At 68.8% G+C, this 26,542-nt stretch carries 19 protein-coding genes; 17 read left to right on the top strand and 2 right to left on the bottom strand.

What is annotated here, in order from left to right; translation table 11 throughout:
- Positions 1-202 precede the first annotated feature (202 nt).
- Positions 203-1,681 (top strand): diguanylate cyclase, encoded by a 1,479-nt coding sequence (locus tag LGM56_RS05235; protein ID WP_226203309.1) that lies wholly within the window; start codon positions 203-205, stop codon positions 1,679-1,681.
- Between the two features lie 54 nt (positions 1,682-1,735).
- On the opposite strand, the gene tagH is transcribed toward LGM56_RS05235, so the two are convergent.
- Positions 1,736-3,208: a type VI secretion system-associated FHA domain protein TagH gene (gene tagH, locus LGM56_RS05230; protein WP_226203307.1), complete on the bottom strand. Its 1,473-nt coding sequence runs from the start codon at positions 3,206-3,208 to the stop codon at positions 1,736-1,738.
- 44 nt (positions 3,209-3,252) lie between these two features.
- The gene (locus LGM56_RS05225; protein ID WP_089442474.1) at positions 3,253-3,639 is read right to left on the bottom strand and encodes a TssQ family T6SS-associated lipoprotein; all 387 of its coding nucleotides are present in this window, start codon (positions 3,637-3,639) and stop codon (positions 3,253-3,255) included.
- A 58-nt stretch (positions 3,640-3,697) separates the two neighbouring features.
- On the opposite strand from LGM56_RS05225, the gene LGM56_RS05220 reads away from it, so the two are divergent.
- The 16 genes from LGM56_RS05220 (at position 3,698) to tssI (ending at position 26,542) form a co-directional block, all read left to right on the top strand.
- Positions 3,698-4,192 carry a hypothetical protein gene (locus LGM56_RS05220; RefSeq protein WP_226204242.1) on the top strand — a complete coding sequence of 165 codons (495 nt, stop codon included), beginning with the start codon at positions 3,698-3,700 and terminating at the stop codon, positions 4,190-4,192.
- A 77-nt stretch (positions 4,193-4,269) separates the two neighbouring features.
- Positions 4,270-4,785 (top strand): type VI secretion system lipoprotein TssJ, encoded by a 516-nt coding sequence (gene tssJ, locus LGM56_RS05215; RefSeq protein WP_226204199.1) that lies wholly within the window; start codon positions 4,270-4,272, stop codon positions 4,783-4,785.
- Positions 4,782-6,200: a type VI secretion system baseplate subunit TssK gene (gene tssK / locus LGM56_RS05210; RefSeq protein WP_226203305.1), complete on the top strand. Its 1,419-nt coding sequence runs from the start codon at positions 4,782-4,784 to the stop codon at positions 6,198-6,200. The genes tssJ and tssK overlap by 4 nt, the downstream gene beginning before the upstream one ends.
- A 15-nt stretch (positions 6,201-6,215) precedes the next feature.
- Complete coding sequence (locus LGM56_RS05205; RefSeq protein ID WP_089496940.1) at positions 6,216-7,538, top strand: DotU family type VI secretion system protein; 1,323 nt, start codon at positions 6,216-6,218, stop codon at positions 7,536-7,538.
- Positions 7,539-7,540: 2 nt separating this feature from the next.
- Positions 7,541-11,167 (top strand): type VI secretion system membrane subunit TssM, encoded by a 3,627-nt coding sequence (gene tssM / locus LGM56_RS05200; protein ID WP_226203303.1) that lies wholly within the window; start codon positions 7,541-7,543, stop codon positions 11,165-11,167.
- Positions 11,149-11,844 (top strand): type VI secretion system-associated protein TagF, encoded by a 696-nt coding sequence (gene tagF, locus LGM56_RS05195; RefSeq protein ID WP_226203301.1) that lies wholly within the window; start codon positions 11,149-11,151, stop codon positions 11,842-11,844. Before tssM ends, tagF begins: the two co-directional genes overlap by 19 nt.
- Positions 11,845-11,927: 83 nt before the next feature.
- Positions 11,928-14,324 carry a serine/threonine protein kinase gene (locus LGM56_RS05190; protein ID WP_226203299.1) on the top strand — a complete coding sequence of 799 codons (2,397 nt, stop codon included), beginning with the start codon at positions 11,928-11,930 and terminating at the stop codon, positions 14,322-14,324.
- Entirely contained in the window at positions 14,311-15,426 is a 1,116-nt protein-coding gene (gene tssA, locus LGM56_RS05185; protein ID WP_226203298.1) for a type VI secretion system protein TssA, read from the top strand. Before LGM56_RS05190 ends, tssA begins: the two co-directional genes overlap by 14 nt.
- Positions 15,427-15,499: 73 nt before the next feature.
- Positions 15,500-16,054 carry a type VI secretion system contractile sheath small subunit gene (gene tssB, locus LGM56_RS05180; protein WP_226203296.1) on the top strand — a complete coding sequence of 185 codons (555 nt, stop codon included), beginning with the start codon at positions 15,500-15,502 and terminating at the stop codon, positions 16,052-16,054.
- Entirely contained in the window at positions 16,047-17,555 is a 1,509-nt protein-coding gene (tssC, locus tag LGM56_RS05175; protein ID WP_226203294.1) for a type VI secretion system contractile sheath large subunit, read from the top strand. The genes tssB and tssC overlap by 8 nt, the downstream gene beginning before the upstream one ends.
- Before the next feature lie 71 nt (positions 17,556-17,626).
- Entirely contained in the window at positions 17,627-18,118 is a 492-nt protein-coding gene (locus LGM56_RS05170) for an Hcp family type VI secretion system effector (RefSeq protein WP_027791618.1), read from the top strand.
- A gap of 16 nt (positions 18,119-18,134) precedes the next feature.
- Positions 18,135-18,701 carry a type VI secretion system baseplate subunit TssE gene (gene tssE / locus LGM56_RS05165; RefSeq protein WP_226203292.1) on the top strand — a complete coding sequence of 189 codons (567 nt, stop codon included), beginning with the start codon at positions 18,135-18,137 and terminating at the stop codon, positions 18,699-18,701.
- Positions 18,702-18,705: 4 nt separating this feature from the next.
- The gene (tssF, locus tag LGM56_RS05160; RefSeq protein ID WP_226203290.1) at positions 18,706-20,577 is read left to right on the top strand and encodes a type VI secretion system baseplate subunit TssF; all 1,872 of its coding nucleotides are present in this window, start codon (positions 18,706-18,708) and stop codon (positions 20,575-20,577) included.
- Between the two features lie 8 nt (positions 20,578-20,585).
- Entirely contained in the window at positions 20,586-21,665 is a 1,080-nt protein-coding gene (gene tssG / locus LGM56_RS05155) for a type VI secretion system baseplate subunit TssG (protein ID WP_413226753.1), read from the top strand.
- A 12-nt stretch (positions 21,666-21,677) separates the two neighbouring features.
- A complete protein-coding gene (tssH, locus tag LGM56_RS05150) occupies positions 21,678-24,341 on the top strand; it encodes a type VI secretion system ATPase TssH (RefSeq protein WP_226203286.1) in 2,664 nt (887 codons plus the stop codon).
- The gene (gene tssI / locus LGM56_RS05145; RefSeq protein ID WP_226203284.1) at positions 24,338-26,542 is read left to right on the top strand and encodes a type VI secretion system tip protein TssI/VgrG; all 2,205 of its coding nucleotides are present in this window, start codon (positions 24,338-24,340) and stop codon (positions 26,540-26,542) included. The genes tssH and tssI overlap by 4 nt, the downstream gene beginning before the upstream one ends.

The following is a 26,542-nucleotide window of genomic DNA, read 5'->3' as shown; positions in this document are numbered from 1 at the left end:
TCACCGGCAACGACTCGCGCCGCGTCCCTCGGTGAATTGACGTCGGCACCTTCCGCCCGATACCGTTCAGCTCACGTGACCCGCAACCTGGCAAGTACGGACTGCCCCTCGTACCCGGGCGTCACACTTTTTGGTATAGCTTATTTCAGAAGAAACCATAACAACCGGTGCGTCAGCATCGGCCCAACCTGAGAGGACACGGATGCATCCGCGGTCGGCAGCGCCGTACTACGTTGTGCTGGCGGGGACCTTGATAGCGTGCGCGCTGATGGGCCTCTGCGTGTTGCAGTTGTTCCAGAGCCGTCACGACGCGCTCGATCGCGCACGCGAGACGTCGCGAAATCTGGCGCTCGTCGCCGAGCGCGACATCGAGCGCAATATCGAGCTGTACGGGCTGTCACTGGAGGCGGTGATCCAGGGCCTTCAGCGGCCGGACGTCATGGCGGCCACGCCGGCCCTGCGGCGCGGCGTCCTGTTCGATCACGCGATGACGGCGCAATTTCTCGGCTCGATGCTCGTGCTGGATGCGGCCGGCAACATCATCCTCGATTCGGCGAACGACGTGCCGCGCCAGGGCAATTTCGGCGACCGCAAATACTTTACGGTTCACCGGGACAATCCGAACGCCGGGCTCTACATCAGCGATCCGTTCGCGTCCCGCCTGCGCGGCGGCTCGCTCAGCGTGGCGCTGACGCGCCGCGTGTCGAATCCGGACGGCTCGTTCGGCGGCATTGCACTGATCGCGGTCAATCTCGAGTATTTCCACACGCTGTTCGCCGGCCTCGCGCTCGGCTCGCACGGCGCGATCTCGCTGGTCGGCCGGGACGGCATCATGTTCATGCGCCAGCCGTACGACGTGCGCACCATCGGCCGCGACATCAGCAAGGCGGCGACGTTTCGCCACTTCATGACGGCGCCGGAAGGCTCGTTCATCGAGACCTCGACGATCGACCACGTGCGCCGCCTCTACTACTTCAAGACGTTGCCGCATCTGCCGCTGATCATCATGGTCGCCGAGGCGGAGCAGGACATCTACGCGGCGTGGCGGCGGCGCGCGATCACGATCGGCGCGCTGGTGGCGACCTTCGGCGCGGCGTTCATCGTGCTGTCCTTCTTGCTGGGCACCCAGTTGCGGCGCAGGATGCGGGCCGAATCGGAGCTGGTGATGCTCGCGCGCACCGACGGCCTCACCGGGCTCAACAATCGCCGCTCGTTCGGGGAAGTGCTGGACCTCGAATGGCGCCGCGCCCGCCGTGCCCGTTCGGTGTTTTCGCTGCTGTTCGTCGACGTCGACCGCTTCAAGGCCTTCAACGACACGTATGGTCACCAGGCCGGCGACGACGCGCTGGCGGCCGTTGCGCGATGCATTGGCGAGAACATCCGGCGTCCCGCGGACACCGCCGCCCGCTATGGCGGCGAGGAATTCGTCGTAATCCTGCCCGATACGCCGGCCACGGGCGCGACCGAGATCGCCGAACGGATTCGCGCGGCCATCGACGGGCTCGCGATCGAACATGCGGAAAGCGAATTCGGACGCGTCACCGCGAGCATCGGCGTGGCAAGCTGGGCGCCCGGGCAGGAAGGGGAGGTCGAGGCGGTGATCAAGGCGGCCGACGAGGCGCTGTACCACGCGAAGGAAACGGGGCGAAACAAGGTGGCCTCGCATGAAACGGGCACCTGACACCGCCGCCGGCACGCACCGCCCGCCACCGCCGGCGGGCGTGCCGTGCGACGCTCAATGCCGGCCGCTGCCGCGGTAGCTTTCCACTTCCGCGTCGTACGCCGCCAGAAACGCCTTGCCGAACACCGACGCGAAATCGTCCTCGATCGCGAACACCGTGTCGCGATGGGTCGCCGCGTAGCGATCCCACATCCTCGCCTTGTACAGCACGGGCACGCGCTTCTCGTACCAGCGCATCGCGTCGTCGCGCTCGCGCAGCCGTTGCGGCGAAAAGCGCGTCAGCAGGTCCATCAACGCGGCGCGCATGCCGGCGACCATGCCGATCTGGTGCGCATGCAGATCCTGGAACGCGTCGCTCACCGCGCTCTGCGGCGACATGAAGCCCGGCAGCGGCAGCCCGAACATCTGCCGCAGCACGGCGCCGCCGTCCGGCAGCAGCTTCAGCGGGTTGTTCTCGCGATCGAGCAGCATCGTCATGTGCGCCTTCACCTCGCGCTTCAGGATGCTGCGCGACGACAGCAGCTCGACCGTGCCGTTCGCGAACAGCGCCAGCAACTGGCCCGCGATGTACAGCTGCTCGGCCGACCACTGATGCGACTCAGCGGCCGTATCGAGCCCCGCGCCTTCGAAGAACGCGCTCAGCAGTTCATCGGGCGTCGGCGCGCGCGCGGCATGCGGCGCCGGTTCGGCGGCCGGCTGCGGATGCGTATCGGCCGCGCGCGCGGCGGCGGGCTGCACCCGCACGTGTTGGGTCCACTCGGGCGCATGGTCGGCCTGGGTCGCGGACGACGCTTCGCGTTCCGTGTTGCCGCGGTCAACATGCGGTGCCGTGCCCGTTGCGCCTGATGTGCCTGATGTGCCGATACCGCCCGACGGCTGCGCGAACAGGTCGAGCGGATCGATCGACAGCTGGTGCAGGTCGCGCTGTGAAGGGGCGGGCGGTACGGTTTGCGCCGCGCGGTTCGCGGGCTGCGCAGCATCCGGCCGTACAGGGCCACCTGGTCGCGTACCGGTGTCCGCGGCCTTGCCGCGCGGCGCGAGACGATCCTGGAGCAGCCCCCACAGCCGGTTGCCGGCGCCTTTCGTATCGATCCGCGACGACGATGCGGGCGAGGGCGCCGCCGACGTTCGCGCCTGCGACGGCGGATCGACGTGCACGCCGGTATCGGTCGCCATGTCGATGACCGGTGCATCGTCGCCCCGGCCGCCATCGTCACGTTCGGCGCGCAGCACGTACGGCCCGATGCGGATGATGTCGCCGGTATTGAGCGGGCGCTCCTGCGCATAGCCGACCGGCTCGCGGTTCACCTCGATCGTCGAGACGCTGCTCAGGTTCTTCAGCAGGCACGCGTCGTCGCCGACCTGCAGCAGCGCCTGCAGCCGCGAGATCTGCCGGGTGTCGTCGCGCAACACGAGATGGTTGTCGCTGGCCCGGCCGATGGTGCCGCCGGGCGGATGAAACACGACGGCGTCGTAGGAGTCGTTTTCGACCGGCTCGCCGGCATGTTCGATCACGATCAGTTGCATGTCATACGTCGCTCGGTGAAGCGCTCGCGTGGAAACCGGTTCGTTCAGGATGACGACGCATGCCTGCGGCGCGCGAATTCGAACGCGGGCCCCCAGATCGGATGCCCCTTCTCGGCAGGGGACAAGTCGAAGCGCGGGTTGAGGTCGAGAATTTTCGAGAACTCGGCGCGGCACGGCGTGATGCGGTTCGTCACGCAATAGCTGAACGCGAGGAGCTTGTGCGCGGCCACCTGCGTGTCGGGGTCGGCGCCGTCGATCTCCTTCGCATGGCTCAGCAGTGCGATCGTGCGCCCGTAGTCGCCGCTGTCGTACGCGGCGCGCGCGCTGTCGAGCGTCGCGCGTGCAGCCGACTGTGTCGGGGACGTACTGCACCCGCCGGCCCCCAGCAACAGTGCGCCGAGAAAAAGAACGAGCGATGAACGACCTTTCATTATTGAAATTAAAGATTGGCGTAATTGGAAGGTGGCACACAAGCGCTGTTGGATTCTAGTGCCAATCATCGGCACCCAACCAGCTGTTACATTTTGTTTCATTTCGGCAATCCGTTTCCACCTGAATGCAGAATCGACTACGAATCTCCGTGCTTGTGAAACCGGAAAAACGGCCTATAGTTCGCTGTGTTTTTCGGATTCGTCAGTTGTTTGGTCAGCGCACGTCAATGCACGAAAAACGGTGCCGTCCGTTCGTGCGAAACGAATAGCCTGCCACACCACCTCCGTCGCGAGCGTCCGTTGCCCGGCGGGTGGCTGGCTTGCGCCCCGCGTCCATCCGACAGGTGTCCACGTCATGGAACCGGGCCGCCCGCGTGCACCGGCCGGATTAACTTTTGCCATTAATTTACCAATCCCGATTCAATTGCCCATCATCTCGCCAAAGCGGCTTTCAAAAATCATTAATGATATGACCCGGCTTTTTACAAGAATAATTTGCCGACACGAATTGCAATGGATGGATATGCCGGTTACACAATTACCGATCAATTAATTGTCCCTTTTTCAATCAGGTCATCCGGTTTCGAAGTCGAAAACCGGCGCACGGCTATTGGGTGGCGAGGGTGGAATATGCAATGGCGGTCGAGCAGTTTCATCGTATGGGGATGCGTGATGCTGTTGCCGGGGTGCGGTGCGACGGAGCACGCCGCGGCGGTGCCGTATGCGATCACCGTTGACGTTGCGCCGGACGTCAACCCTGACATGAACCGCAAGCCTTCGCCGATCGTGCTGAAGGTATTCCAGCTCCGCGCGGCGGCGTCGTTCGGCAGCGCGGATTTCTTCTCGCTGCAGGACAAGCCGGAAAACGTGCTCGGCGCGGACCTGCTCGGCACCGACCGCGTGATCCTGCGGCCGGGCGAGTCGCGCACGCTGCACTATCGCGGCAACGTCGAGGCCGGCGCGATCGGCGTGGTCGCCGAATACCGGATGCTCGACAAGAACCGCTGGCGGCTGACGGTGCCGCTGCCGCGCGCGAAGCAGCTCAATCTCTACAAGTTCTGGCAGACGTCGCCGGGCGAGCTGAAGCTGTCGATCGCCGTCCGCAATGGCGGCGTCGCGCTGAACGATGCGAAGGGGCGCCCATGACCGAACCGACGATGTCCGCGACGCCGGTCGCGGCGCTCCGCCAGCGCGTGGTGTGGACCGAGGGGATGTTCCTGCGGCCGCAGCATTTCCAGCAGCTCGAACGGCACTGGGAACGCTACGTCGCGCTGCGCTGCCTGCCGCTGCAAGGCTTCTACTGGGGCTTCGACACGCTGGAACTCGATCGCGAGCAACTGGCGCTCGGCAAGGTCGCGCTGCGCACCGCATCGGGCGTGATGCGCGACGGCACGCCGTTCGACCTCTCCCATCCGGACGATCTCCCCGAGCCACTCGACGTGCCCGCCGATGCGAAGGACCAGCTCGTCGTGCTCGCGCTGCCGCTGTGGCGTGGCGGCGGCGAGGAGGTGTCGTTCGGTGCGGGTGCACGTGCAAGCGGCGCCAATGCCGCGATCGGCGCAAGTGGTACGCATAGCAGCGCCGACGTCGCGCGCTACGTCGTTCGCGAATACGAAGTGGCCGACGCGAACGCGGTCGCGCTCGGCCCCGCGCTGCTGCAGACGGGCCGCCTGAACGTGCGGCTGATGCTCGAAGCCGAGCTGACCGGCGACTGGCACGCGCTCGGCGTCGCACGGATCGTCGAGCGGCGCACCGACGCGCGGCTGCTCGTCGACGACGGCTACATTCCGCCGCGCCTCGTCGCGCAGCACGACGCCGTGCTGCTGGCGTATGCGCGCGAGCTGCACGGGCTGCTCACGCAACGCAGCGAAGCGCTCGCTGCACGGCTGTCGGAGCCCGGGCGCGGCGGCGTGTCGGAAGTCGCGGATTTCCTGCTGCTGCAGCTCGTGAACCGCTATCTCGCGCTGACCTGGCACGCGCAGCAGCACGTGTCGACGCACCCGGAGGCGCTGTTCTGCGACTGGCTGAAGCTCGCCTGCGACCTGAGTACGTTCACGGCGGCCGGCCGGCGCCCGCAGTCGCTTGCGGTCTACGTGCACGACGACCTGCGCACGAGCTTCGCGGAGCTGATGACCGAGCTGCGCCGGTCGCTGTCGACGGTGCTCGAGCAGAACGCGATCCAGATCGAGCTGCGCGATGCGGGCAACGGCATCCGCGTCGCGACGCTGGCCGACCCGGCGCTGCGCGACACCGCCGGCTTCGTGCTCGCGGTGCGCGCGGACGTGCCGGCCGACAGCCTGCGCGCACGGTTTCCCGCGCAGGCGAAGCTCGGGCCGGTCGAACGGATCCGCGATCTCGTGCAGCTGCAGCTGCCGGGCATCACGATGCGCCAGCTGCCGGTCGCGCCGCGGCAGATTCCGTATCACGCGGGCCATACGTACTTCGAGATCGACAAGGGCAGCGACCTGTGGAAGCAGCTGGCGCGCTCCGGCGGTCTCGCTTTCCATTTCGCCGGCGAATTCCCTGGGCTCTCGATGGAGTTCTGGGCGATACGCGGGTAAGGGCGGGGCGACGCGATGAATTCCTCCTCCGATTCGATCTCCCCCGGCGCCGGCGGATTCGTGCCGCCGAATCCGGGCGGCATGCATCCGGCCGCGGCGGGCGCGGCCGGCCCGACCGCGACGCAGCCGCGCCCCGGGCGCTGGGCCGCGAGCGGCACGAACCCGCTCGTCGCGGCGGCGAATCCGTTGCTCAACCTGGTGCCGCAGATCCGCTCGACCGTCCATCACCCGAACCCCGCGTGGCTGCGGGAGCACCTGGTCGTCGAGATCCGCCAGTTCGAGGCGCGGGCGCAGGAGGCCGGCGTGCCGTCGGAAGCGATCATCGGCGCGCGCTACTGCCTGTGCACGGCGCTCGACGAGGCCGCCGCGCTGACGCCGTGGGGCGGCAGCGTGTGGTCGTCGCACAGCCTGCTCGTGTCGTTCCACAACGAGACGTGGGGCGGCGAGAAATTCTTCCACCTGCTCGAACGCCTGTCGCAGCAGCCGCGCCAGCATCTGGACCTGCTCGAGCTGCTGTATTTCTGTCTCGCGCTCGGTTTCGAGGGCCGCTATCGCGTGCTCGACAACGGCCATGCGCAGCTCGACGCGCTGCGCCACCAGCTCGCGCTGACGATCCGCTCGGTGCGCGGCGAATTCGAACCGGCGTTGTCGCCGCACTGGCGCGACGTCGTCACGCGCGATGTCGCGCGCCGCTTCGGCGTGCCGCTGTGGGTGTGCGTGGCGCTCGCGCTGCTGATCGGCTTCGGCGTGTTCGTCGGGCTGCGCATCGCGCTCGCCGGGCATTCGGATCGGCTGTTCGCGTCGATCGATGCGCTGCACGTGCCGAAACTGCAGCCCGCGCAGGCGCCGCCGCGCCCGGCGCAGGCACCGCGCATCGCGAAGTTCCTGGAACCGGAGATCGCGGCCGGCCTCGTGGCGGTGCGCGACCAGGCCGACCGCAGCGTGATCGTGCTGCGCGGCGACGGGGTGTTCAAGTCCGGCTCGACATCGGTGATCGACCGCTACGTGCCGGTGCTCGCGCGCGTGGCCGATGCGCTGAACAAGGTGCCCGGCAACGTGCGCGTGACCGGCTATACCGACGACACGCCCGTGCATACGGCGCGCTTCGCGTCGAATTGGGACCTGTCCCGCGAACGCGCGGAAGCCGTGCGCGGGATGATCGCCGCGCGGCTCGACCATCCGGAGCGGCTCGCGGCGGAAGGGCGCGGCACGCTCGATCCGGTCGCGCCGAACGATTCGCCGGCGAACCGCGCGCTGAACCGGCGCGTCGAGATCACGCTGCTGCCGGCGCCCGGCAGTGCCGCCGTCGGCGCGAGCGCCACGCAGGGAGCCAACTGACCATGAACCAGGCTGTCGCGCGTTTCGTCCGGCCGTTGCCGTCGCGGGAGATCTGGACCTTCGCCGGTCTCGTCGTGCTCGCGTGCTTCGTGTGGCTCGCGGGGCCGCTGTTCGCGTTCGCCGAGGTCCGGCCGCTCGAAAGCGGCTGGGCGCGCGGGCTCACGATCGCGGTGCTGTTCATCGCGTGGGGCGCACGCGTCGCGTGGCGCAGCTGGCGCGCCGGCCGCCTCAACGCGCAGTTGCTGAACCAGCTGCGCGAGGCCGCGCCCGGGCCGGCTGTCGCCGACGATCCGGCGAAAGCGCAGCTCGACGAGTTGCGCAGCCGCTTCGACGAAGCCGCTTCGCTGCTGAAGAAGGTGCGCTTCGGGCAGGCCGACACCGCGCGCAAGGGCTTGCCGCGCTGGTTCGACCGGATGTCGCGCCAGTATCTGTATCAGCTGCCGTGGTACGTGTTCATCGGCGCGCCGGGCTCGGGCAAGACCACCGCGCTCGTGAATTCCGGGCTCAGCTTTCCGCTTGCCGAGCAGTTCGGCCGCGCGGCGATCCGCGGCGTGGGCGGCACGCGGCATTGCGACTGGTGGTTCACGAACGACGCGGTGCTGATCGACACGGCCGGCCGCTACACGACGCACGAGGGCAATCGCGCGCTCGACGAGGCCGAATGGAAAGGCTTCGTCGACCTGCTGAAGAAGTACCGCACACGCCAGCCGCTGAACGGCGCGATGCTGACGATCAGCGTGGCCGACCTGCTCGGTGCGTCGGAAGCCGAACGCACGCAGCACGCGATGGTGCTGCGCAAGCGGCTGCTCGAGTTGCGCGCGCAGCTCGGCATCCGCTTTCCCGTGTACCTGCTCGTGACGAAGGCCGACCTGCTCGCGGGCTTCGCCGAGTATTTCAGCCACTACGGCCGCGCGGAATGCGCGCAGGTGTGGGGCTTCACGTTCCCGCTCGCGCAGAGCGAGGCGCCGGGCTTCGACCTGCGGGCGGCATTCGACCGCGAATACCGGCTGCTGCACCAGCGGCTGAACGACGGGCTGCCCGAACTGCTCGCCGCGCAGACCGACGCGCGCCAGCGCGAGATGACGTACCTGCTGCCGCAGCAGATCGCCGACCTGCAGGACATGCTCGGCCAGTTCGTCGCCGAGGTGTTTTCCGTGTCGAGCTACGAGCCGATGCCGATGCTGCGCGGCGTCTACCTGACGAGCGGCACGCAGGAGGGCACCGCGTTCGATCGCGTGATGAGCGGCATCAAGCGCTTCCTGAAGATCGAGGGCGTGCCGCCGGTCGCGCAGGTCGGCTCGACCGGGCGCAGCTTCTTCCTGAAGTCGTTGCTGCAGGAACACATCTTCCGCGAGGCCGCGCTCGCCGGCAGCGACCTGCGCTGGCACCAGAAGCGGCGCGTTTTGCAGATCGCCGGCTACGTGCTGCTCGCGCTGGTGTGCGTGGCCGTGCTGTTTGCGTGGCTGCGCAGCTATTCGAACAACCGCACGTATCTCGACCAGATCGCCGGGCGCGTGCCGGCCGTCGATGCGCAGATCGCCGGCGCGAAATTCTCCGATGCGGCCGACGTCGCGCGCCTGCTGCCCGTGCTCGACGCGCTCGGCAACCTCGCGAATGCGGGCGGCGTCGACCTGCAGCATCCGCCGCTCGCGTATCGGTGGGGGCTGTTCCAGGGCGAGAAGATCGACGAAGCCGTCGACGCCGTGTACCGGCGCGCGCTCGAAGACGTGCTGCTGCCGATCGCCGCGAGCCGGATGGAGGCCGCGCTGCGCGATGCACGGCCCGACGAGACCGAATACGCGTATGCGGCGCTGAAGGCCTACCTGATGCTGTACGACAGCGCGCACTACGATCCCGCGTTCGTGCAGGCGGTCGTCGACCTCGAGATGGAACGCGCGCTGCCGCCCGATTTCTCGCCGGCCGAACGCGCCGCGCTGCGTGCGCATCTTGCCGCGCTGTTCGGCAACCGGGTCGCGGTGTCGCCGTATCCGATGAACGAGCGGCTCGTGGCCGACGTGCGCGACCGGCTGCGCCAGGTGCCGTTCTCGCAGAGGCTGTACCGGCAGATGACGATGACGCTGCGGCCGGCCACCTCCGCGTTCGACTTCAGCGTGGCGCGGGCGGTCGGCCCCGACGCGTCGCTGGTGTTCCGCCGGCAGAGCGGCAAGCCGCTGTCGGAAGGCGTGCCGGGGCTCTACACGCGCAACGGCTATCGCAACGTGTTCGCGCCGCGCCTGGCCGGCGAGGTCGAAGCGTACGGGCGCGAGGAGGTGTGGGTGCTGAACCTCGGGCTGTCCGAGATTCCCGGCCCGAACGACGCGGCCGCGTGGGCGCGCGATATCCGCCAGCTCTACCTGAACGACTACCTGAAGATCTGGGACGACTATCTCGCCGACATCAAGTTGCAGCGCACCGCGACGCTCGCGCAGAGCATCCAGGTGGCGCGTGCGCTGTCCTCCGCCGATTCGCCGCTCACGCGGCTGATGGTGGCGCTCGCACGCGACACCGCGCTCGGCGACGCACCGGGCGGGGCGCGCAATCTCGCGGCGCGTGCGCAGGACAAGGTCGACGAGGCGCGCAGCTCGCTGTCGCAGATCTTCGCGGGCCAGGGCAGCAATTCGAGTGCGTCCGCGGCGGCGCCCGCGAGCGCCGAGCAGATCGTCGACAGCCACTTCGCCGGGCTGCGTGCGTTCGCGCCGGGCAGCGGCGACCAGGCGTCGGCATTCAACGACGTGCTGAAGTCGATCGACGCGCTGTACACGTACCTGACGGCCACCGACGACGCACTGAGGAGCGGCGCGCAGCCGCCGCCGTCCGATGCGCCCGCGAAGCTGCGTGCGCAGGCCGGCCGCCTCCCGACACCGTTCCGCGAAGTGCTCGACGACCTGTCGAACGTCGCGAACGGCAGCGTGGCGACCGTCGAGCAGCGCAGCGTCGCGACGCGGGCCGGCGCGAACGTCGGCGACTTCTGCCGGCAGGCGATCGCGGGCCGCTATCCGTTCGCGCGCGGCGCGGCGCGCGACGTCGCGCCGGCGGATTTCGCGCAGATGTTCGCGCCCGGTGGGCTGATGGACGACTTCTTCCAGAAGAACCTGCAGTCGATCGTCGATACGACGTCGCACCCGTGGCGCTTCGCGAACCGCAATGCGGACGCCGATCCGTCGGCCGCCGCGATGCTGGCGTCGTTCGAGAAGGCGGCGGTGATCCGCGACGTCTACTTCGGCGGCGGCGCGCGCACCGCCCAGCTGAAGGTACAGATTCAGCCGCTCGAAATGGACCCGTCGATCACGGAGATGGTGCTCGACGTCGACGGGCAGATCGTCCGCTACGCGCACGGTCCGCTCGTGCAGAGCGCGGTGAACTGGCCGGGCCCGCGCGGCAGCAACCAGGTGCGGCTGCAGGTGTCCGGGCAGGCCGGCGCGACCGACGGCTTCTCGACCGACGGGCCGTGGGCGCTGCACCGGCTGTTCGACCGCGCGGGGGTGTCGGCCGGGCGCGGCTCGGACCAGATGATTGCGCGCTTCACGGTCGACGGCAAACCGATCGTGCTGCAAGTGAATGCGGGCAGTGTCCGCAACCCGTTCAGGCTGCCCCAGATGGAGTCCTTTACATGCCCGCCGAAGCCATGAGCCCGACACCGCCGTTCACGCGTACCGACGGCGATGCGCCGGCCTGGTACGGGAAGATTCCCGGCGCCGGCGACTTCGTGAACAGCCGGCTGCCGCATGCGCTTGCGCTGTGGTGGGAGCGCTGGCTCCAGCAGGGCATGGCCGCGATGCGCCAGCGCGGCGCGGACGAGATCGAGCGCCACTACACGGTCGCGCCGGTCTGGAATTTCCTGATTCCGGCGGGCGCGGGGGCGTCGTGCATTCAGCCGGGCTGCCTCGCGCCGAGCTGCGACCGCGTGGGGCGCTACTACCCGGTGATCGTCACGCTGCCGATGCGCGCCACCGATTACTGGAACGGGCTGCCGGATGCCGCCGACACGTTCTACTGGCAGGTCGGCCAGGCGCTGCTCGACACGATCCGCCATGCCCGCGCGCCCGGCGATCTCGAGCAGATGCTGGCGCGCGTGCGGCTCACGCCGGGCGACGACACCTACGCCGACATCGTCGACGGTATGCCGGCGCCGCCGCCGGAACGGCCGGCCCCGGCCGCGTGGCCCGGGCTGTCCGGTTACTTCGATCCGCACGGCGGCACCAGTTTCTGGTGGACCAACCGCGCGGACGGATCGCCGCTGCGCACGCATGCGCATACGGGCACGCCCGACAACGCGCTGTTCCTGACGCTGTTCGGCGGCAGCTAGCGGCCCCCGGCTGACCGACGGCGGGCCGCCGGGCGCGGCGGATGCGGCGGGTGGAAAGGACGCGGTTTCGAGAGGTGGTGGAGATGAAGGACGCTGGATCGAGAGACAACGAGCACGACACGGCGACACGCGGCGACGCATCCGAATTCACGGTGCGGCCGCTGCCGCTCGGCCATCGCCTGGGCGAACTGCAGCTCGACGAGGTGCTGGGCATCGGCGGCTTCGGGATCGTCTATCGCGCATTCGACCGCACGTTGCGGCGCGCGGTCGCGATCAAGGAATACATGCCGTCGATGCTGGCGACGCGCGGCGGCGACTACACGGTATCGCTGCGCTCCGAGCGGTTCGCGCAGGCCTTCGACGCCGGCCGCGGCGCGTTCCTCAACGAAGCGCGCCTGCTCGCGCAATTCGATCATCCGGGGCTCGTCAAGGTCCTGCATTTCTGGGAAAGCCACGGCACCGCGTACATGGTGATGCCGTTCTATGAAGGGCGCACGCTCAAGCAGCTGCTCGACGGCGGGATGCGGATCAGCGAGACGCAGTTGCGCAATATCGTCGGCGCGCTGCTCGGCGCGCTCGACACGCTGCATCGCGCGCAGTGCTTCCATCGCGACGTCGCGCTCGACAACGTGCTGATCCGGCCGAACGGCAGCGCGATCCTGCTCGACTTCGGCGCGGCGCGCAAACGGATCGGCGACCTGGTCGACGACGGCGCGATGATGATCAAGCCCGGCTACGCGCCGATCGAGCAGTACACCGACGATCCCGCGTTCAGCCAGGGGCCGTGGACCGATCTCTATGCGCTCGGCGCGGTGATGCACGCGATGATCACCGGCGAGCTGCCGCCCGCGGCCGTCGTGCGCAGCATCAAGGACACGTACCGGCCGCTCGCGACGCGCGAACTGCCGGCCGGCGAGGTGTACAGCCCGGCGTTTCTCGCGGCGGTCGATCATGCGCTGCAGTTGCGGATTCCGGATCGGCCGGAATCGGTCGCGGCGTTCGCGGCGGAGCTCGGGTTGCGGGACGTCGGGACGGGTGGCGGATATGGCGCGGCGGTCGTGCCGCCGGCGGGTGAGGCAGGCAGGAGCGGGGAAGGGAAGGGGGAGGCTTCTGCTGCGTCCGGCGTCGCGTCGGCTGCTGCGGCGGCTTCGATCGGTGCTGGCGGGACCGCTTCGGGCAACGCTGCGGCGGATGGGCGGGCGTTGACAGCCGGTGGTGCGGATCATGTGTCTACACCCACGGACACGACGGCATCCGCATCGTCTGGCGTGTCCGGCGCCAAGCCGGAGGCCGATGCGCCTTCGACGTCCAGAACCATCGCGCAAGGCGCCGCCGTTGCGGCTGTGGGCTCGCTCGCAGCGTCTGTTGCATCGCATACGTCTCAATCGTCTGCGAAACCGGTTGAAAAACCGGTCGAATACGAAACGCCGAACGGAAACGTCGAACGCAAGCAAGAAGCGCCCGCTGCACGAACTGACACACACGACGCAGCCGGTACGCGATCCCCAACGACCGACAACGACGCCGGTACGCGATCAGCGAATACGGCCCCGAACATCGACGCGCAAGGTGCAGCCGGTTCCGGCAACGCGAACGCATCCGCGGCTGCCGGCGCCGCCGCTTCGACCGCACCGCATCCCGCCGCATCGGCGTCGGCCTCGTCATCGAGTGGCGCATCCGTGCCGACCGGCGCCCAACGCGGCCACGCTCCGCCTGGATCGCGCAATCGCCGCCTGCCTGTCTACGCCGGCAGCGCACTCGTTGCGTTGATCGCCGTCGGCCTCGCGGCGACTTATCTGTCGCGTCCCGCCCACGTCGCCGACGAAGCCGCACCGGTCGCGAGCCAGCCGCAGGCCGGCACGTCACCGCCCGCGAGCACGCCGGGCGCCACGCTGGCCCAGCAAGGGCCGACACCGACCGTCGTGCCGCCGTCCAGCCTGCCGGCCGGATCGTCCGCGCAGGTTCCACCGCCTGTCGCCGCCGCGCCGGCCAGCGCGCCTGCCGTCGAAGCCGCCACGCCCGCGCCGCAGGTTGCGACCACCGTGACGAACCCGGCTCCGTCCCCGTCGGGCTCCAGCTCGGGCATCGCCCCCGCCGGCAGCCTCGATTCGTCGGAACGCGTCGTCAACGTGCCGCCGTCGGAAGCGGCAACCACACCGGCGACTGCGCCCACACCAGCACCAAAGGCGCCGTCGGAGGCCGCGACTGCCGTCGCCACCGTCAACGCGCCAACGGCCGAGTCGCAGCCGCGTCCGCCGAAGGCCCAGGAAACCGTGCAGGTGCGTTTCAACGTGCGGCCCTGGGGCGACGTCTACGTGAACGGCGCGCGGCGCGGCGCGAGCCCGCCGCTGCGCTCGGTATCGCTGACGCCGGGCGTCTACGTGATCGAGATCCGCAACGGCACGCTGCCGCCGTTGCACCGCACCGTGGCGATCGACTTCGGCAGCAAACCGGTCAACATCGACTATGCATTCGAATGACGTCAGCCAGGCGGCGCTTGCCGCCGCCGCATATGCCACGGTGCCGCCCGGCCTGCCGGCGACGCCGCGCGCCGACCTGATCGGCCAGCTGCTCGCGGATGTCGCGCCCGATGCGCGGTGCGGCGCGAACCTCGAATACGACGCCGAGTTCCTGCAACTGCAGGAGCGCGCGACGCCGCGTGCCGAGCAGCAATACGGCGACACCGTGATCCCGGCCGAAGCGCCCGACTGGCGGGCGGTCGAGCGCCTCGCGCTGGCGCTGTCGGCGCGCACGAAGGATCTGCGCGTCCTCGCCTGTCTCGCGCGAAGCTGGACCGAGCAACACGGTATTCCGGGCTATGCGGACGCGCTCGCGCTCGTCGCAAACCTGCTCGAACGCCGCTGGGACGACCTGCATCCGCGGCTCGACGCGGACGGCGAACCGGACCCGACATTGCGAATGAACGCGCTCGCCGAGATAGCCGGCGCGCACGACTGCGCGCGCGCGGCGCGCCGCCAGTCGCTGTTCGACGGCGGTCCGAGCGTGCGCGACGCGGAACGGCTGCTCGACGGCCGCGACGACACCGGCAGCCCCGTGGCGGGCAGTCGCGACAGCCTGCTGGCTGCGCTGTCGGCCGCGCGCAGCGACGGCACGACGCCGCTCGACGCGGCGCGCGCGGCACTGCGGGCGCTGGAGGCGATCCGCGTGGGTGTGACGGACCGGCTGGGCCGCGAATGGACGCCCGACGAAGGCGACGCCGAGAAGGCGCTGCAACGGATCGTGCGCGAAGTGCCGCTGCCCGAGCCTCAACCGGGGTCGCCCGACATGCAGCAGGCCGCGCCCGGCGACACGGCACAGCCAGGCGCCGCCGCAACCGCACCGGGGGCAATACCGAACGCCCACACCTGGCGCGATGCCGAGGTCACGAGCCGCGACGACGTGCGCATCGGCCTCGACAAGATGTGCCGCTATTTCGAGCAACACGAGCCGAGCCATCCGGCGCCGCTGCTGCTGCGGCGCGCGCAACGGCTGCTCGCGCTCGACTTCTACGAAATCATCCGCGATCTCGCGCCGGAGAGCCTGCCGAAGCTGGACCTGCTGAGCGGCGAGCGGAGCGAATGAAACGAGTGAGCGCCGCCGCGATGCGGGCGGTGACGACGAACTGCGCAACCTGATCGATGTGAAGGAGTGGACGATGACGGACAGAACCAAGGCGGCAGGCAGCGGACAGAAGTTCATCGCGCGCAATCGGGCGCCGCGCGTGCAGATCGAGTACGACGTCGAGACCTACGGCGCGGAACGCAAGGTGCAGTTGCCGTTCGTGATGGGCGTGATTTCCGACCTGGCGGGCAAGCGTGCGGAGCCGTTGCCGGACTTGCCGGAGCGGAAATTTCTCGAGATCGACGTCGACAACTTCGACGAGCGGATGAAATCGATCGCACCGCGCGTCGCGTTCCAGGTGCCGAACACGCTGACCGGCGAAGGGATGCTCAACGTCGACATGACGTTCGAGCAGATCGACGATTTCTCGCCGGCCGCGATCGCGCGCAACGTCGACGCGCTGCGCCGGCTGCTGGAGGCGCGCACCGAGCTGTCGAACCTGCTGTCGTACATGGACGGCAAGCACGGCGCCGAACAGCTGATCGAGCGCGCGATCAACGATCCCGACCTGCTGAAAACGCTCGTGCGTAACCCGCACGACCCCGCGCAGGGCGGCGACGCGACCCAACCGGAGGCCCGCGATGAATGATCCCGTCCAATCCCGCGCGGATACGCGCGACGCCGCGCAACCGGCCGTCGCGCACGACGAATTCGCCGCGCTGCTGCAGAAGGAGTTCAAGCCGAAGACGGCCGAGGCGCGCGAGTCGGTCGAGCGCGCGGTGCGCACGCTCGCGCAGCAGGCGCTCGAACACACGGTCGGCATGACGACCGACGCGTACGGCAGCGTGAAGCAGATCATCGCGGAGATCGACCGCAAGCTGTCCGAGCAGATCAACCAGATCCTGCATCACAACGAATTCCAGACGCTCGAAGGCGCGTGGCGCGGGCTGCATTACCTCGTCACGCACACCGAGACCGACGAGCTGCTGAAGATCAAGGCGCTGCCGGCGTCGCGCAACGAGGTCGCGCGGATGCTGAAGCGCTACAAGGGCGTCGCGTGGGACCAGAGCCCGTTGTTCCGCAAGATCTACGAAGAGGAATACGGGCAATTCGGCGGTGAGCCGTTCGGCTGCCTGGTCGGCGATTTCCATTTCAACCACAGCCCGCCGGACGTCGAGATGCTCGGCGAGCTGTCGAAGATCGCGGCGGCCGCGCACGCGCCGTTCATCGCCGGTGCATCGCCGGAGCTGATGCAGATGGATTCGTGGCAGGAGCTGTCGAACCCGCGCGACCTGACGAAGATCTTCCAGAACACCGAATACGCGGCGTGGCGCAGCCTGCGGCAGTCGGAGGATTCGCGCTACATCGGCCTCGCGATGCCGCGCTTTCTCGCGCGGCTGCCGTACGGCGCGCGCACCAACCCGGTCGACGAATTCGACTTCGAGGAAGACACCGACGCCGCGAACCACGACCGCTACACGTGGGCGAACTCGGCGTATGCGATGGCCGCGAACATCAACCGCTCGTTCAAGCAGTTCGGCTGGTGTTCGTCGATCCGCGGCGTCGAATCGGGCGGGGCGGTCGAAGGGCTGCCGAGCCACACGTTCCCGACCGACGACGGCGGCGTCGACCAGAAATGCCCGACCGAGATCGCGATCAGCGACCGCCGCGAGGCCGAGCTCGCGAAGAACGGCTTCATGCCGTTCGTGCATCGGAAGAACTCGGATTTCGCGGCGTTCATCGGCGCGCAGTCGCTGTACCAGCCGGCCGAGTACCACGATCCCGACGCGACCGCGAACGCGCGGCTGTCCGGCCGCCTGCCGTACCTGTTCGCGTGCTGCCGCTTCGCGCATTACCTGAAGTGCATCGTGCGCGACAAGATCGGCTCGTTCCGCGAACGCGACGACATGGAGCGCTGGCTGAATGACTGGATCATGAACTACGTCGACGGCGACCCCATCAACTCGTCGCAGGAAACCAAGGCGCGCAAGCCGCTCGCGGCCGCGCAGGTGGTGGTCGACGAGATCGAGGACAACCCTGGCTACTACACGTCGAAATTCTTCCTGCGGCCGCACTACCAGCTCGAAGGGCTCACGGTGTCGCTGCGGCTCATCTCGCGGCTGCCGACCGCGAAGGCGGCCAACGAGTGAGCAGCGCAGCAAGCAACGATCGGCATTCAACGCGGCATTCATCCTGACATCGCACTGAAACGGAGACGGCAATGGGCGTGGCAATGTTTATGAAGGTGGACGGCGTGACCGGCGAATCGGCGGACGCGCAGCACAAGGGCTGGACCGACATCCAGTCGTTCACGTGGGGCGCGAGCCAGCCGGGCGCGATGGCGAGCGGCAGCGGCGGCAACGCGGGCAAGGCGAGCTTCAACGATCTCGTCGTCGCCGCGTACATGGACAAGGGTGCGCCCGCGATCATCAAGAACTGCGCGAACGGCAAGCACCTGTCGTCGGTCGAGATCTCCGCGTGCAAGACGGGCGGCACGCAGGTCGAGTTCATGCGCGTGACGCTGCAGGAGGTGCTCGTCACGTCCGCGCAGGTCGCGGGCATCGATCCGGGCGACGTCGCCGACCGGCTGATGATGCATTACGGCTTCCAGGCCGCGAAGGTGAAGAAGCAGTACTGGCAGCAGAACGACAACGGCGGCAAGGGCGCGGAGGTGACCGTCGGCTGGAACATCAAGGAAAACACCGAGATGTGACGGCGCGGAGATGACGATGGACGACCCGCGAACCCGAGACGGACGCGACGGACGCGACGGCAGGGAAGGCAGCCTGCGCGACCGGCTCCAGCCCGCGCTGCTCGACCGGCTCACCGACGACTCGCCGCAGCGCGCCGCCGAAGCGCCCGGCGCGCAGTGGATCGGCACCGAACGCCTGCGCGCGGCCGTGCTGCGCGATCTCGCGTGGCTGCTCAACACGCGCAACGCCGAGGACGGCTTCGTCGACTGGTCGGCGTTCGCGCACGCGCAGGCGTCGGTGCTCAACTACGGAATGCGGCCGCTCGTGGGCAAGCCGATGTCGGGCGTCGAGCGGATGTCGGTCGAGGCGTCGATCCGCGACGCGATCCTCCGCTTCGAGCCGCGCATCGCGCCCGACAGCGTCGAAGTGCGCAGCGTGATCGACGCCGCCGGCGGCCGCGCCGGCGAACGGCGCCACAACGTGCTGCTGTTCGAGATACGCGGCACGCTGTGGTCGATCCCGCATCCGCTCGAATTCGTGCTGCGCTCCGACCTCGATCTCGAGACGGGCGCGATGTCGCTGCAATCGGTGGCAGGGGCCTGACGCGATGGATACGCGCCTGCTCGACTACTACAACCGCGAACTCGCGTACCTGCGCGAGCTTGGCGGCGAATTCGCGCAGCAGTTCCCGAAAGTGGCCGCGCGGCTGCGGCTCAATGAATCGGGGCCGCCCGACCCGTACGTCGAGCGGCTGCTCGAAGGCTTCAGCTTCCTCACCGCGCGCGTGCAGCTCAAGATGGACGCCGAGTTTCCGCGCTTCACGCAGGCGCTGCTCGATGCCGTGTATCCCGGCTATATCGCGCCGCTGCCGTCGATGGCGATCGTGCGGTTCGCGCCGCTGCTGAACGAAGGCAGCCTTGCGCAAGGCTGGCGGCTGCCGGCCGGCACCGCGCTGCGCGCGCGTCCGGCCGCGTCCGAGCAGACCGCTTGCGAATTCCGCACCGCGCATGACCTGACGCTGTGGCCGCTCGAACTGACCGATGCGACCGTCACCGGTGCGCCGTCGTGGCTGCCGCGCGGCGCGTTCGCCGCGCGGCAGGACGTGCGCGGCGCGCTGCGCATCCGGTTGGAGGCGCGCGGCGGTGCCAAACTGTCCCAGTTGCCGCTCGACCGGCTGACGTTTCATCTCGCCGGCCCCGAACGCGACGCGCTGCACCTGCTCGAACTGATCGCCGCGCATGCGCTCGGCGTCGTGTGCCACGATCCGGCGCAGCCGCCGCGCTGGCTGCATACGCTCGATGCCGACGCGATCGTCCACGAGGGCTTCGATCCCGCCCAGGCGATCCTGCCCGACGACGGCCGTAGCTTCCACGGCTACCGGCTGCTGCGCGAGTATTTCGCGTTTCCGGCGCGCTTCCTGTTCTTCAGCATCGGCGGGCTGCGCGCCGCGCTCGCGCGCGCGACCGGCGACGCGTTCGAGCTGACCGTGCTGTTCGACCGCCATGACGCGGCACTCGAAGCGGCCGTCAGCGCGAAACACCTCGCGCTGAACTGCACGCCGGCCGTGAACCTGTTCGCGCGCCGCGCCGACCGCATTCCGCTGCAGCCGGGCGCGCGCGAGCACCATGTCGTCGTCGATCGCAGCCGGCCGCTCGACTACGAGGTCTATGCGGTGCAGCGGCTCGCGAGCGAGCAGCGCGACGATGGCCAGTCGCGCGAATTCCGGCCGTTTCATGCATCGTTCGCGAGCGACGACGGCAATCACGGCGCTTACTACACGGTGCGGCGCGAACCGAGGTTGGTGTCCTCTCAGGCACGTGCGAACGGCACGCGCACCGGCTACGTCGGCGGCGAAACCTACGTGTCGCTCGTCGACAGCCAGTGCGCGCCGTACGACGAAACGATGCGCTACCTGGCGGCCGACACGCTGTGCACGAACCGCGATCTCGTGCTGCTGCAGCCACCGGGCGACGCGAACACGTTCACGCTGCGCGTATCGGCCCCGGTCGAAAGCATCGTCGCGATCCGCGGCCCGTCGCGGCCGCGCCCGCCGATCGCCGATGCGCAAACCGCGTGGCGACTGATCCGCCATCTCGGGCTCGCACGCCACACGCTGACCGATCTCGACGACGACGAGGGCGCGCATGCGCTGCGCGAACTGCTCGGCCTGCATGCCGACCCGGCCGATGCCGCGATGCGCCGGCAGATCGACGGCGTGCTGCGCGTGGCGTTCTCGCCGGTGTTCCGCCGGCTGCCGGCGTCCGGGCCGCTGATGTTCGGGCGCGGCGTGCAGGTCGACGTGACCGTCGACGATCACGCATTCTCCGGCGACAGTCCGTTCCTGCTCGGCGCGGTACTCGAACAGTTCTTCGCGCGTCACGTGTCGATCAATGCGTTCGCCGAATGCGTGCTGACCAGTGCGCAGCGCGGCACGCTCGCTCACTGGCCGGCGCGCATCGGCAGGCGGCCCGCGATATGAAGCGCGATATGTCTCCGGCCGCCGGGCCGGCTGCCGAAGCCGCACGCCGCGACGCGTGGTGGGCACGCCTGCGCGCCGCGCCGCACGGTTACGACCTGTTTCAGGCGCTGCGCTGGCTCGATGCGCTGTCGCCCGGCCGCGCGCCGCTCGGCCATGCGACGCGGCCGCGTGACGAGCCGGTGCGGCTCGGGCAGCAGCCGTCGCTCGCGTTCGCGGCGTCGATGCTGGCCGGCGTGAGCGACGAGGGCAGCGGCATGCCGCCGCGCATCGCGATCCACGGGTTCGGGCTGTTCGGCCCGAACGGGCCGCTGCCCACGCACCTGACCGAATACGCACACGAACGCGCGGCGCAGCACGACGACCCGACGTTCGCCGCGTTCGCCGACCTGTTTCATCACCGGCTGATCCTGCTGTTCTACCGCGCCTGGGCCGATGCGCAGCCGACGGTGAGCCTCGATCGCCCGGAACGCGCACGATTCGACGGTTATGTCGCGAGCCTGATCGGGCGGGCGGCGCAGGGCGACAAGCCGGCCGCGAAAGCCGATACCGACATGCTTGCGCCGCATGCGCGCTTGTTCCACGCGGGCCATCTCGTGCGGCACACGCGCAACCCGGAAGGGCTCGTGCAGATCCTGCGCCGGCATTTCGGTGTCGAGGCGCGCATCGTCGAGCACGTGCCGCAGTGGGTCGCGATCGAACGTTCGCAGCGCTGCACGATCCGCGCGACGCGGCCGACGTTGCGAGTCGGCGCCGTCGCGCTCGGTGTGGCCGTGCGCGATGCGCAGTCGCGCTTCCGGATCGTGCTCGGCCCGCTGTCGCTCGACGCGTACCGCCGTTTCCTGCCGGACGGCCCGCACGCCCGGCAGCTCACGCAATGGGTGCGCGAATACGTCGGCATCGAGTTCGACTGGGACGTGCAGCTCGAACTGGCGGCCGACGCGGTGCCGGCGATCGCGCTCGGCGCGCCGCAGGGCATCGGCCGCACCGCGTGGCTCGGGCAACGGCTCGACCGCGGCCCCGCGCGCGACCTCGTCGTTCGCTACGACGTGCGGCGCGGCGGCGCCCCCCTTCATCGCGAAACCGCCTAAACGGGAACCGTCATGTCCGATATCGGCCGCGCCAACCTGTTCGGAAAGCTGAATCCGTTCCTCTACGAGACGCTCGAGCAGGCGACCGGCTTCTGCCGGCTGCGCGGCAATCCGTACGTCGAGCTCGCGCACTGGTTCAAGCAGATGCTGCAGCGGCCCGATGGCGACCTGCCGCGCGTGCTGCGCCACTTCGGCGTGGACGACGCCGCGCTCGACCGCGGGCTCGTTACCGCGCTCGACAAGCTGCCGCGCGGCGCGGGCTCGGTGTCGGATCTGTCCGTGCACATCGACGATGCGGTCGAACGCGCGTGGGTCTACGCGACGCTGAAGTACGACGCGACGCGTATTCGCGGCGCGGTGCTGCTGCTCGCGATCCTGAAAACACCGCAGTTGCGCAACGTGCTGCTGGCGATTACGCGCGAATTCGAGCGCATCGTGCCGGACGTGCTCGCCGACGAACTCGCGTCGATCGTCGAAGGCTCGCCCGAAGCGCCACCGGCCGGGCAGGCGGCGCCGGGCGGCGACATGACGATGCGCGGCGCGACCGCCGCCGCCTCCGACGGCTCGGCGCTTGCACGCTTCGCCGTCGACCTGACCGCCCGCGCGCGGGCCGGCGAGATCGATCCGGTGATCGGACGCGATCCGGAAATTCGTCAGATCGTCGACATCCTGCTCCGACGCCGGCAGAACAACCCGCTGCTGGTCGGCGAGGCCGGCGTCGGCAAGACGGCGGTCGCGGAAGGCTTCGCGCTGCGGATTGCCGACGGCGACGTGCCGCCGTCGCTGCAGGACGTTGCGCTGTACCTGCTCGACATCGGGCTGCTGCAGGCCGGCGCGAGCGTGAAGGGCGAGTTCGAGAGCCGGCTGCGCGGCGTGATCGACGAAGCGATGTCGTCCGAGCGGCCCGCGATCCTGTTCATCGACGAAGTCCACACGCTCGTCGGCGCGGGCGGGGCCGCCGGCACCGGCGACGCCGCGAACCTGCTGAAGCCCGCGCTCGCCCGCGGCCTGCTGCGCACGATCGGCGCGACCACGTGGTCCGAGTACAAGCAGTACATCGAGAGGGACCCGGCGCTGACACGACGCTTCCAGCTCGTGCACGTCCATGAACCGGAGGAAGCGGCCGCGCTGACGATGCTGCGCGGCCTCGCCGGGAAGCTCGAAAGCCATCACCGCGTGCTCGTGCTCGACGCTGCGCTGGAGGCCGCCGTCACGCTGTCGCACCGTTACATTCCCGCCCGCCAGTTGCCGGACAAGGCGATCAGCCTGCTCGATACGGCCTGTGCGCGCGTCGCCGTCAGCCAGCACGCGGTACCCGCGCCGATCGAAGATGCGCGCCGCCGCATCGACAGCCTGCGCGTCGAACAGGAGCGGATCGGGCGCGAATGCGCGCTCGGCACCGGTGATACGGCGCGGCGCGATGCGATCGAGCACGACATTGCCACCGCCCGGACCGAACTCGACCGGCTCGACACCCGCTGGCAAACCGAACGCGACGCCTTGACCGCGATCGTCGATGCCCGTGCGTTGCTGCTCGACGACGATCCGTCCCACGCACTCGATGCGGATGCACGCGGTGCGGCACAAACCCGTCTCTCGGCCGCGCAGCAGGCGCTGGCCGACCTGCAGGGCGATGCGCCGCTCGTGCTGCCCGCCGTCGACACCCACGCGGTGGCCGCCGTCGTGGCCGACTGGACCGGCATTCCGCTCGGCCGCATGGTGCGCGACGAAACGCAGGCCGTGCTGAAGCTCGCCGATACGCTCGGCGAGCGCGTCATCGGCCAGCAGCACGCGGTCGAACTGATCGCCGAGCGCATCCAGACCGCGCGCGCCAAGCTCGACGATCCGAAGAAACCGCATGGCGTGTTCCTGCTGTGCGGGCCGTCCGGCGTCGGCAAGACCGAGACCGCGCTCGCGCTGGCCGACACGCTGTACGGCGGCGAACACAACGCGATCACGATCAACATGAGCGAATTCCAGGAAGCGCATACGGTGTCGACCCTGAAGGGCGCGCCGCCCGGCTACGTCGGCTACGGGCAGGGCGGCGTGCTCACCGAAGCCGTGCGCCGCCGCCCGTACAGCGTCGTGCTGCTCGACGAGATCGAGAAGGCGCACCGCGACGTGCACGAGATTTTCTTCCAGGTATTCGACAAGGGCTGGATGGAGGACGGCGAGGGGCGCGACATCGATTTCCGGCATACGGTGATCCTGCTGACCTCGAACGTCGGCGCCGATCGCGTGATGCAGCTGTGCCGCGATCCCGAGCGCCTGCCCGACGTGCAGACGCTCGCCGATGCGCTGCGCGCGCCGCTGCTCGACGTGTTTCCTGCGGCGCTGCTCGGCCGGTTGACCGTCGTGCCGTACTACCCGCTCACCGACGCGACGCTCGCGCGGATCGTCGCCTTGCAATTGCGGCGGATCGCGCAGCGGATCGACGCGCACCACGGCATCCGGCTGCGCTGCACCGATGCGGCGACCGCGCTGGTCGTCGAGCGTTGCCGGACGATCGAATCCGGCGGCCGGATGGTCGACGCGATCCTCACGCACACCGTGATGCCGCGCATCGGCCGCGCGATCCTGCAGGCCACGCTCGAAGGCCGCACGCTGTCGTCGATCGAGCTGAGCGCCGCCGACGGCGAATTCACGTACCGGTTCGACGAGGAGGAAACGACTTGAGTCGCGTATTCACACTCGACAGCCCGCACGGCGACGGCCTCAAGTTCCATACGCTCGACGGCAGCGATGAACTCGGCCGCCTGTTCGAATTCCGGATCGAGGCGCTCGCCGACAGTCACAGCCTGTCGCTGAAGGACATGCTCGGCAAGCCCGTGACGGTCCGGATCGAACAGCAGGACCTGTCGACCCGCTACCTGAACGGCATCGTTGCGCGCGCATCGCTTTCCGGCCGGCGCGCCGAGCGCTACTACGGCTACGAGCTGATCGTGCGCCCGTGGCTGTGGCTCGCGACGCGCCGCTCCGATTGCCGGATCTTCCAGAACAAGACGGTGCCCGAGATCGTGCAGGAGGTGCTGTCGACGTACGGCTTTCCGATCGAGAACCACCTCGCCGAATCGTATGTGCCGCGCGACTATTGCGTGCAGTACAACGAGACCGACGCCGCGTTCGTGTCGCGGCTGATGGAGTTCGAGGGGATCTACTTCTGGTTCCGGCATGCGGAGGACACGCATACGCTGATGCTCGGCGACGCGATGTCGTCGCACACCGTGCTGCCCGGCTACGAGACGATTCCGTACATCGCGCGCGACCGCACCGCGATCGCCGACGAGGAGCACATCGACGGCTGGCTGCCCGCGCAGGCGGTGAGCGTCGGCCGGCACCAGACCACCGACTACGACTATACGAAGCCGCGCGCCGATCTTTCGTCGCAGAAGGTCGATCCGCGTGGGCACGATCATGACGGCTTCGCGTCGTTCGAATGGCCTGGTGGATATCGCGACGATGCGCCCGGAGCGCATTACAGCCGCGTGCGGCTCGAGGAACAGCAGGCGGAACATGAGCGGGCGAACGCCGATACCGATGTGCGCGGTGTCGCGCCCGGTTATCTGTTTACGCTCGAACATTGCCCGCGGGCGGACCAGAACCGCGAATACCTGATCGTGCGGTGCCAGTACCGGTTTCAGGAGAACGCGTATGCGAGCGACCAAGGTGCGGAGGCCGTCGTGCATCAGACGATGATGCTCGTGCAGCCGTCGAGCCTGCCTTACCGGCCGCCGCGCGAGACGCCGCGGCCGCGGACCAACGGGCCGCAGACGGCCACCGTCGTCGGGCCGCCGGGGGAGGAAATCTGGACCGACCAGTACGGGCGCGTGAAGCTGCAGTTCCGCTGGGATCGGTATGGGCAGAGCAACCAGGATTCGTCGTGCTGGGTGCGGGTGTCGAGTCCGTGGGCCGGAGGTGGGTTCGGGGGCGTGCAGATACCGCGGGTGGGCGATGAGGTGGTGGTCGATTTTCTCAATGGCGATCCCGATGAGCCGATCGTCACCGGGCGGGTTTTCAACGGCGAGAAGATGCCGCCGTGGGGGCTGCCGGGGAGTGCGACGCAGAGCGGGCTGTTGTCACGGTCGTCGCCGGGCGGGACGACAGACCACGCCAATGCGTTCCGGTTCGAGGACAAGAAGGGCGCCGAGCAGCTGTGGATGCATGCCGAGCGGAATTTCGATGCGGAGACGGAGCTCGATCATTCGCTTTCCGTCGGGAACAACCATACGCATACGGTCGGGAACGACGAAACGATGCAGGTGAAGAACAACCGGCAACGGAGTGTGGGGCAGAACGAGACGGTGAATATCGGGCAGAACCGGGTCGCGCAGATTGGGGCGAACGAGACGCATGGGGTTGTCGGCAACCGGACGCGGACGGTCGGGCAGAACGAAACGGTGACGATCGCCGCGAATCGTGACGCGACCATCGGTGGTGTGCATACCGAGACGGTCGCCAAAGCCAAGACCGAAACGATCGGCGAGGGCAAGACGTTGAGCGTCGCGCAGCTTTATCACACGACGTCTCAGGACATGAAGACGCAGGTCGCGTCCACGCATACCGAGGAAATCGGCACGCGAACGTCGACGATCGCGAACGCGCATACGCACACGGTCGGCGGCGAACACACCGTCAACGTCGGTGCGAACCATACGACAAACGTACAGCATCAGGTGACCGTCAACGCCGGCGACCAGCTTTCGCTCGTCTGCGGAATGTCCAGCATCGTGATGAAGCGCGACGGCACGATCACGATCCAGGGCGTCAATGTCGCGTCGACCGGTACGAACACCCACAGCGTGAACGGCAAGACGGTGACGTCGTCGGCGACCGCCGAGCACACGGTCGAAGGCGCCGTCCTGAAACTGAATCCGTGA

It is taken from the genome of Burkholderia sp. AU38729, assembly GCF_020419725.1.
GTDB lineage: Bacteria > Pseudomonadota > Gammaproteobacteria > Burkholderiales > Burkholderiaceae > Burkholderia.
This window is presented reverse-complemented; position numbering and strand designations above follow the sequence as displayed.

Excerpts from the sequence above, each read along its gene's own strand:
- tssG (WP_413226753.1), top strand. The coding sequence starts at position 20,586 with ATGTCTCCGGCCGCCGGGCCGGCTGCCGAAGCCGCACGCCGCGACGCG.
- LGM56_RS05190 (WP_226203299.1), top strand. The coding sequence starts at position 11,928 with ATGAAGGACGCTGGATCGAGAGACAACGAGCACGACACGGCGACACGC.
- LGM56_RS05235 (WP_226203309.1), top strand. The coding sequence starts at position 203 with ATGCATCCGCGGTCGGCAGCGCCGTACTACGTTGTGCTGGCGGGGACC.
- tssA (WP_226203298.1), top strand. The coding sequence starts at position 14,311 with ATGCATTCGAATGACGTCAGCCAGGCGGCGCTTGCCGCCGCCGCATAT.
- tagF (WP_226203301.1), top strand. The coding sequence starts at position 11,149 with ATGCCCGCCGAAGCCATGAGCCCGACACCGCCGTTCACGCGTACCGAC.
- LGM56_RS05225 (WP_089442474.1), bottom strand. The coding sequence starts at position 3,639 with ATGAAAGGTCGTTCATCGCTCGTTCTTTTTCTCGGCGCACTGTTGCTG.
- LGM56_RS05170 (WP_027791618.1), top strand. The coding sequence starts at position 17,627 with ATGGGCGTGGCAATGTTTATGAAGGTGGACGGCGTGACCGGCGAATCG.
- LGM56_RS05205 (WP_089496940.1), top strand. The coding sequence starts at position 6,216 with ATGAATTCCTCCTCCGATTCGATCTCCCCCGGCGCCGGCGGATTCGTG.
- tssM (WP_226203303.1), top strand. The coding sequence starts at position 7,541 with ATGAACCAGGCTGTCGCGCGTTTCGTCCGGCCGTTGCCGTCGCGGGAG.
- tssE (WP_226203292.1), top strand. The coding sequence starts at position 18,135 with ATGGACGACCCGCGAACCCGAGACGGACGCGACGGACGCGACGGCAGG.
- tagH (WP_226203307.1), bottom strand. The coding sequence starts at position 3,208 with ATGCAACTGATCGTGATCGAACATGCCGGCGAGCCGGTCGAAAACGAC.
- tssH (WP_226203286.1), top strand. The coding sequence starts at position 21,678 with ATGTCCGATATCGGCCGCGCCAACCTGTTCGGAAAGCTGAATCCGTTC.
- tssJ (WP_226204199.1), top strand. The coding sequence starts at position 4,270 with ATGCAATGGCGGTCGAGCAGTTTCATCGTATGGGGATGCGTGATGCTG.
- tssC (WP_226203294.1), top strand. The coding sequence starts at position 16,047 with ATGAATGATCCCGTCCAATCCCGCGCGGATACGCGCGACGCCGCGCAA.
- tssK (WP_226203305.1), top strand. The coding sequence starts at position 4,782 with ATGACCGAACCGACGATGTCCGCGACGCCGGTCGCGGCGCTCCGCCAG.
- tssB (WP_226203296.1), top strand. The coding sequence starts at position 15,500 with ATGACGGACAGAACCAAGGCGGCAGGCAGCGGACAGAAGTTCATCGCG.
- tssF (WP_226203290.1), top strand. The coding sequence starts at position 18,706 with ATGGATACGCGCCTGCTCGACTACTACAACCGCGAACTCGCGTACCTG.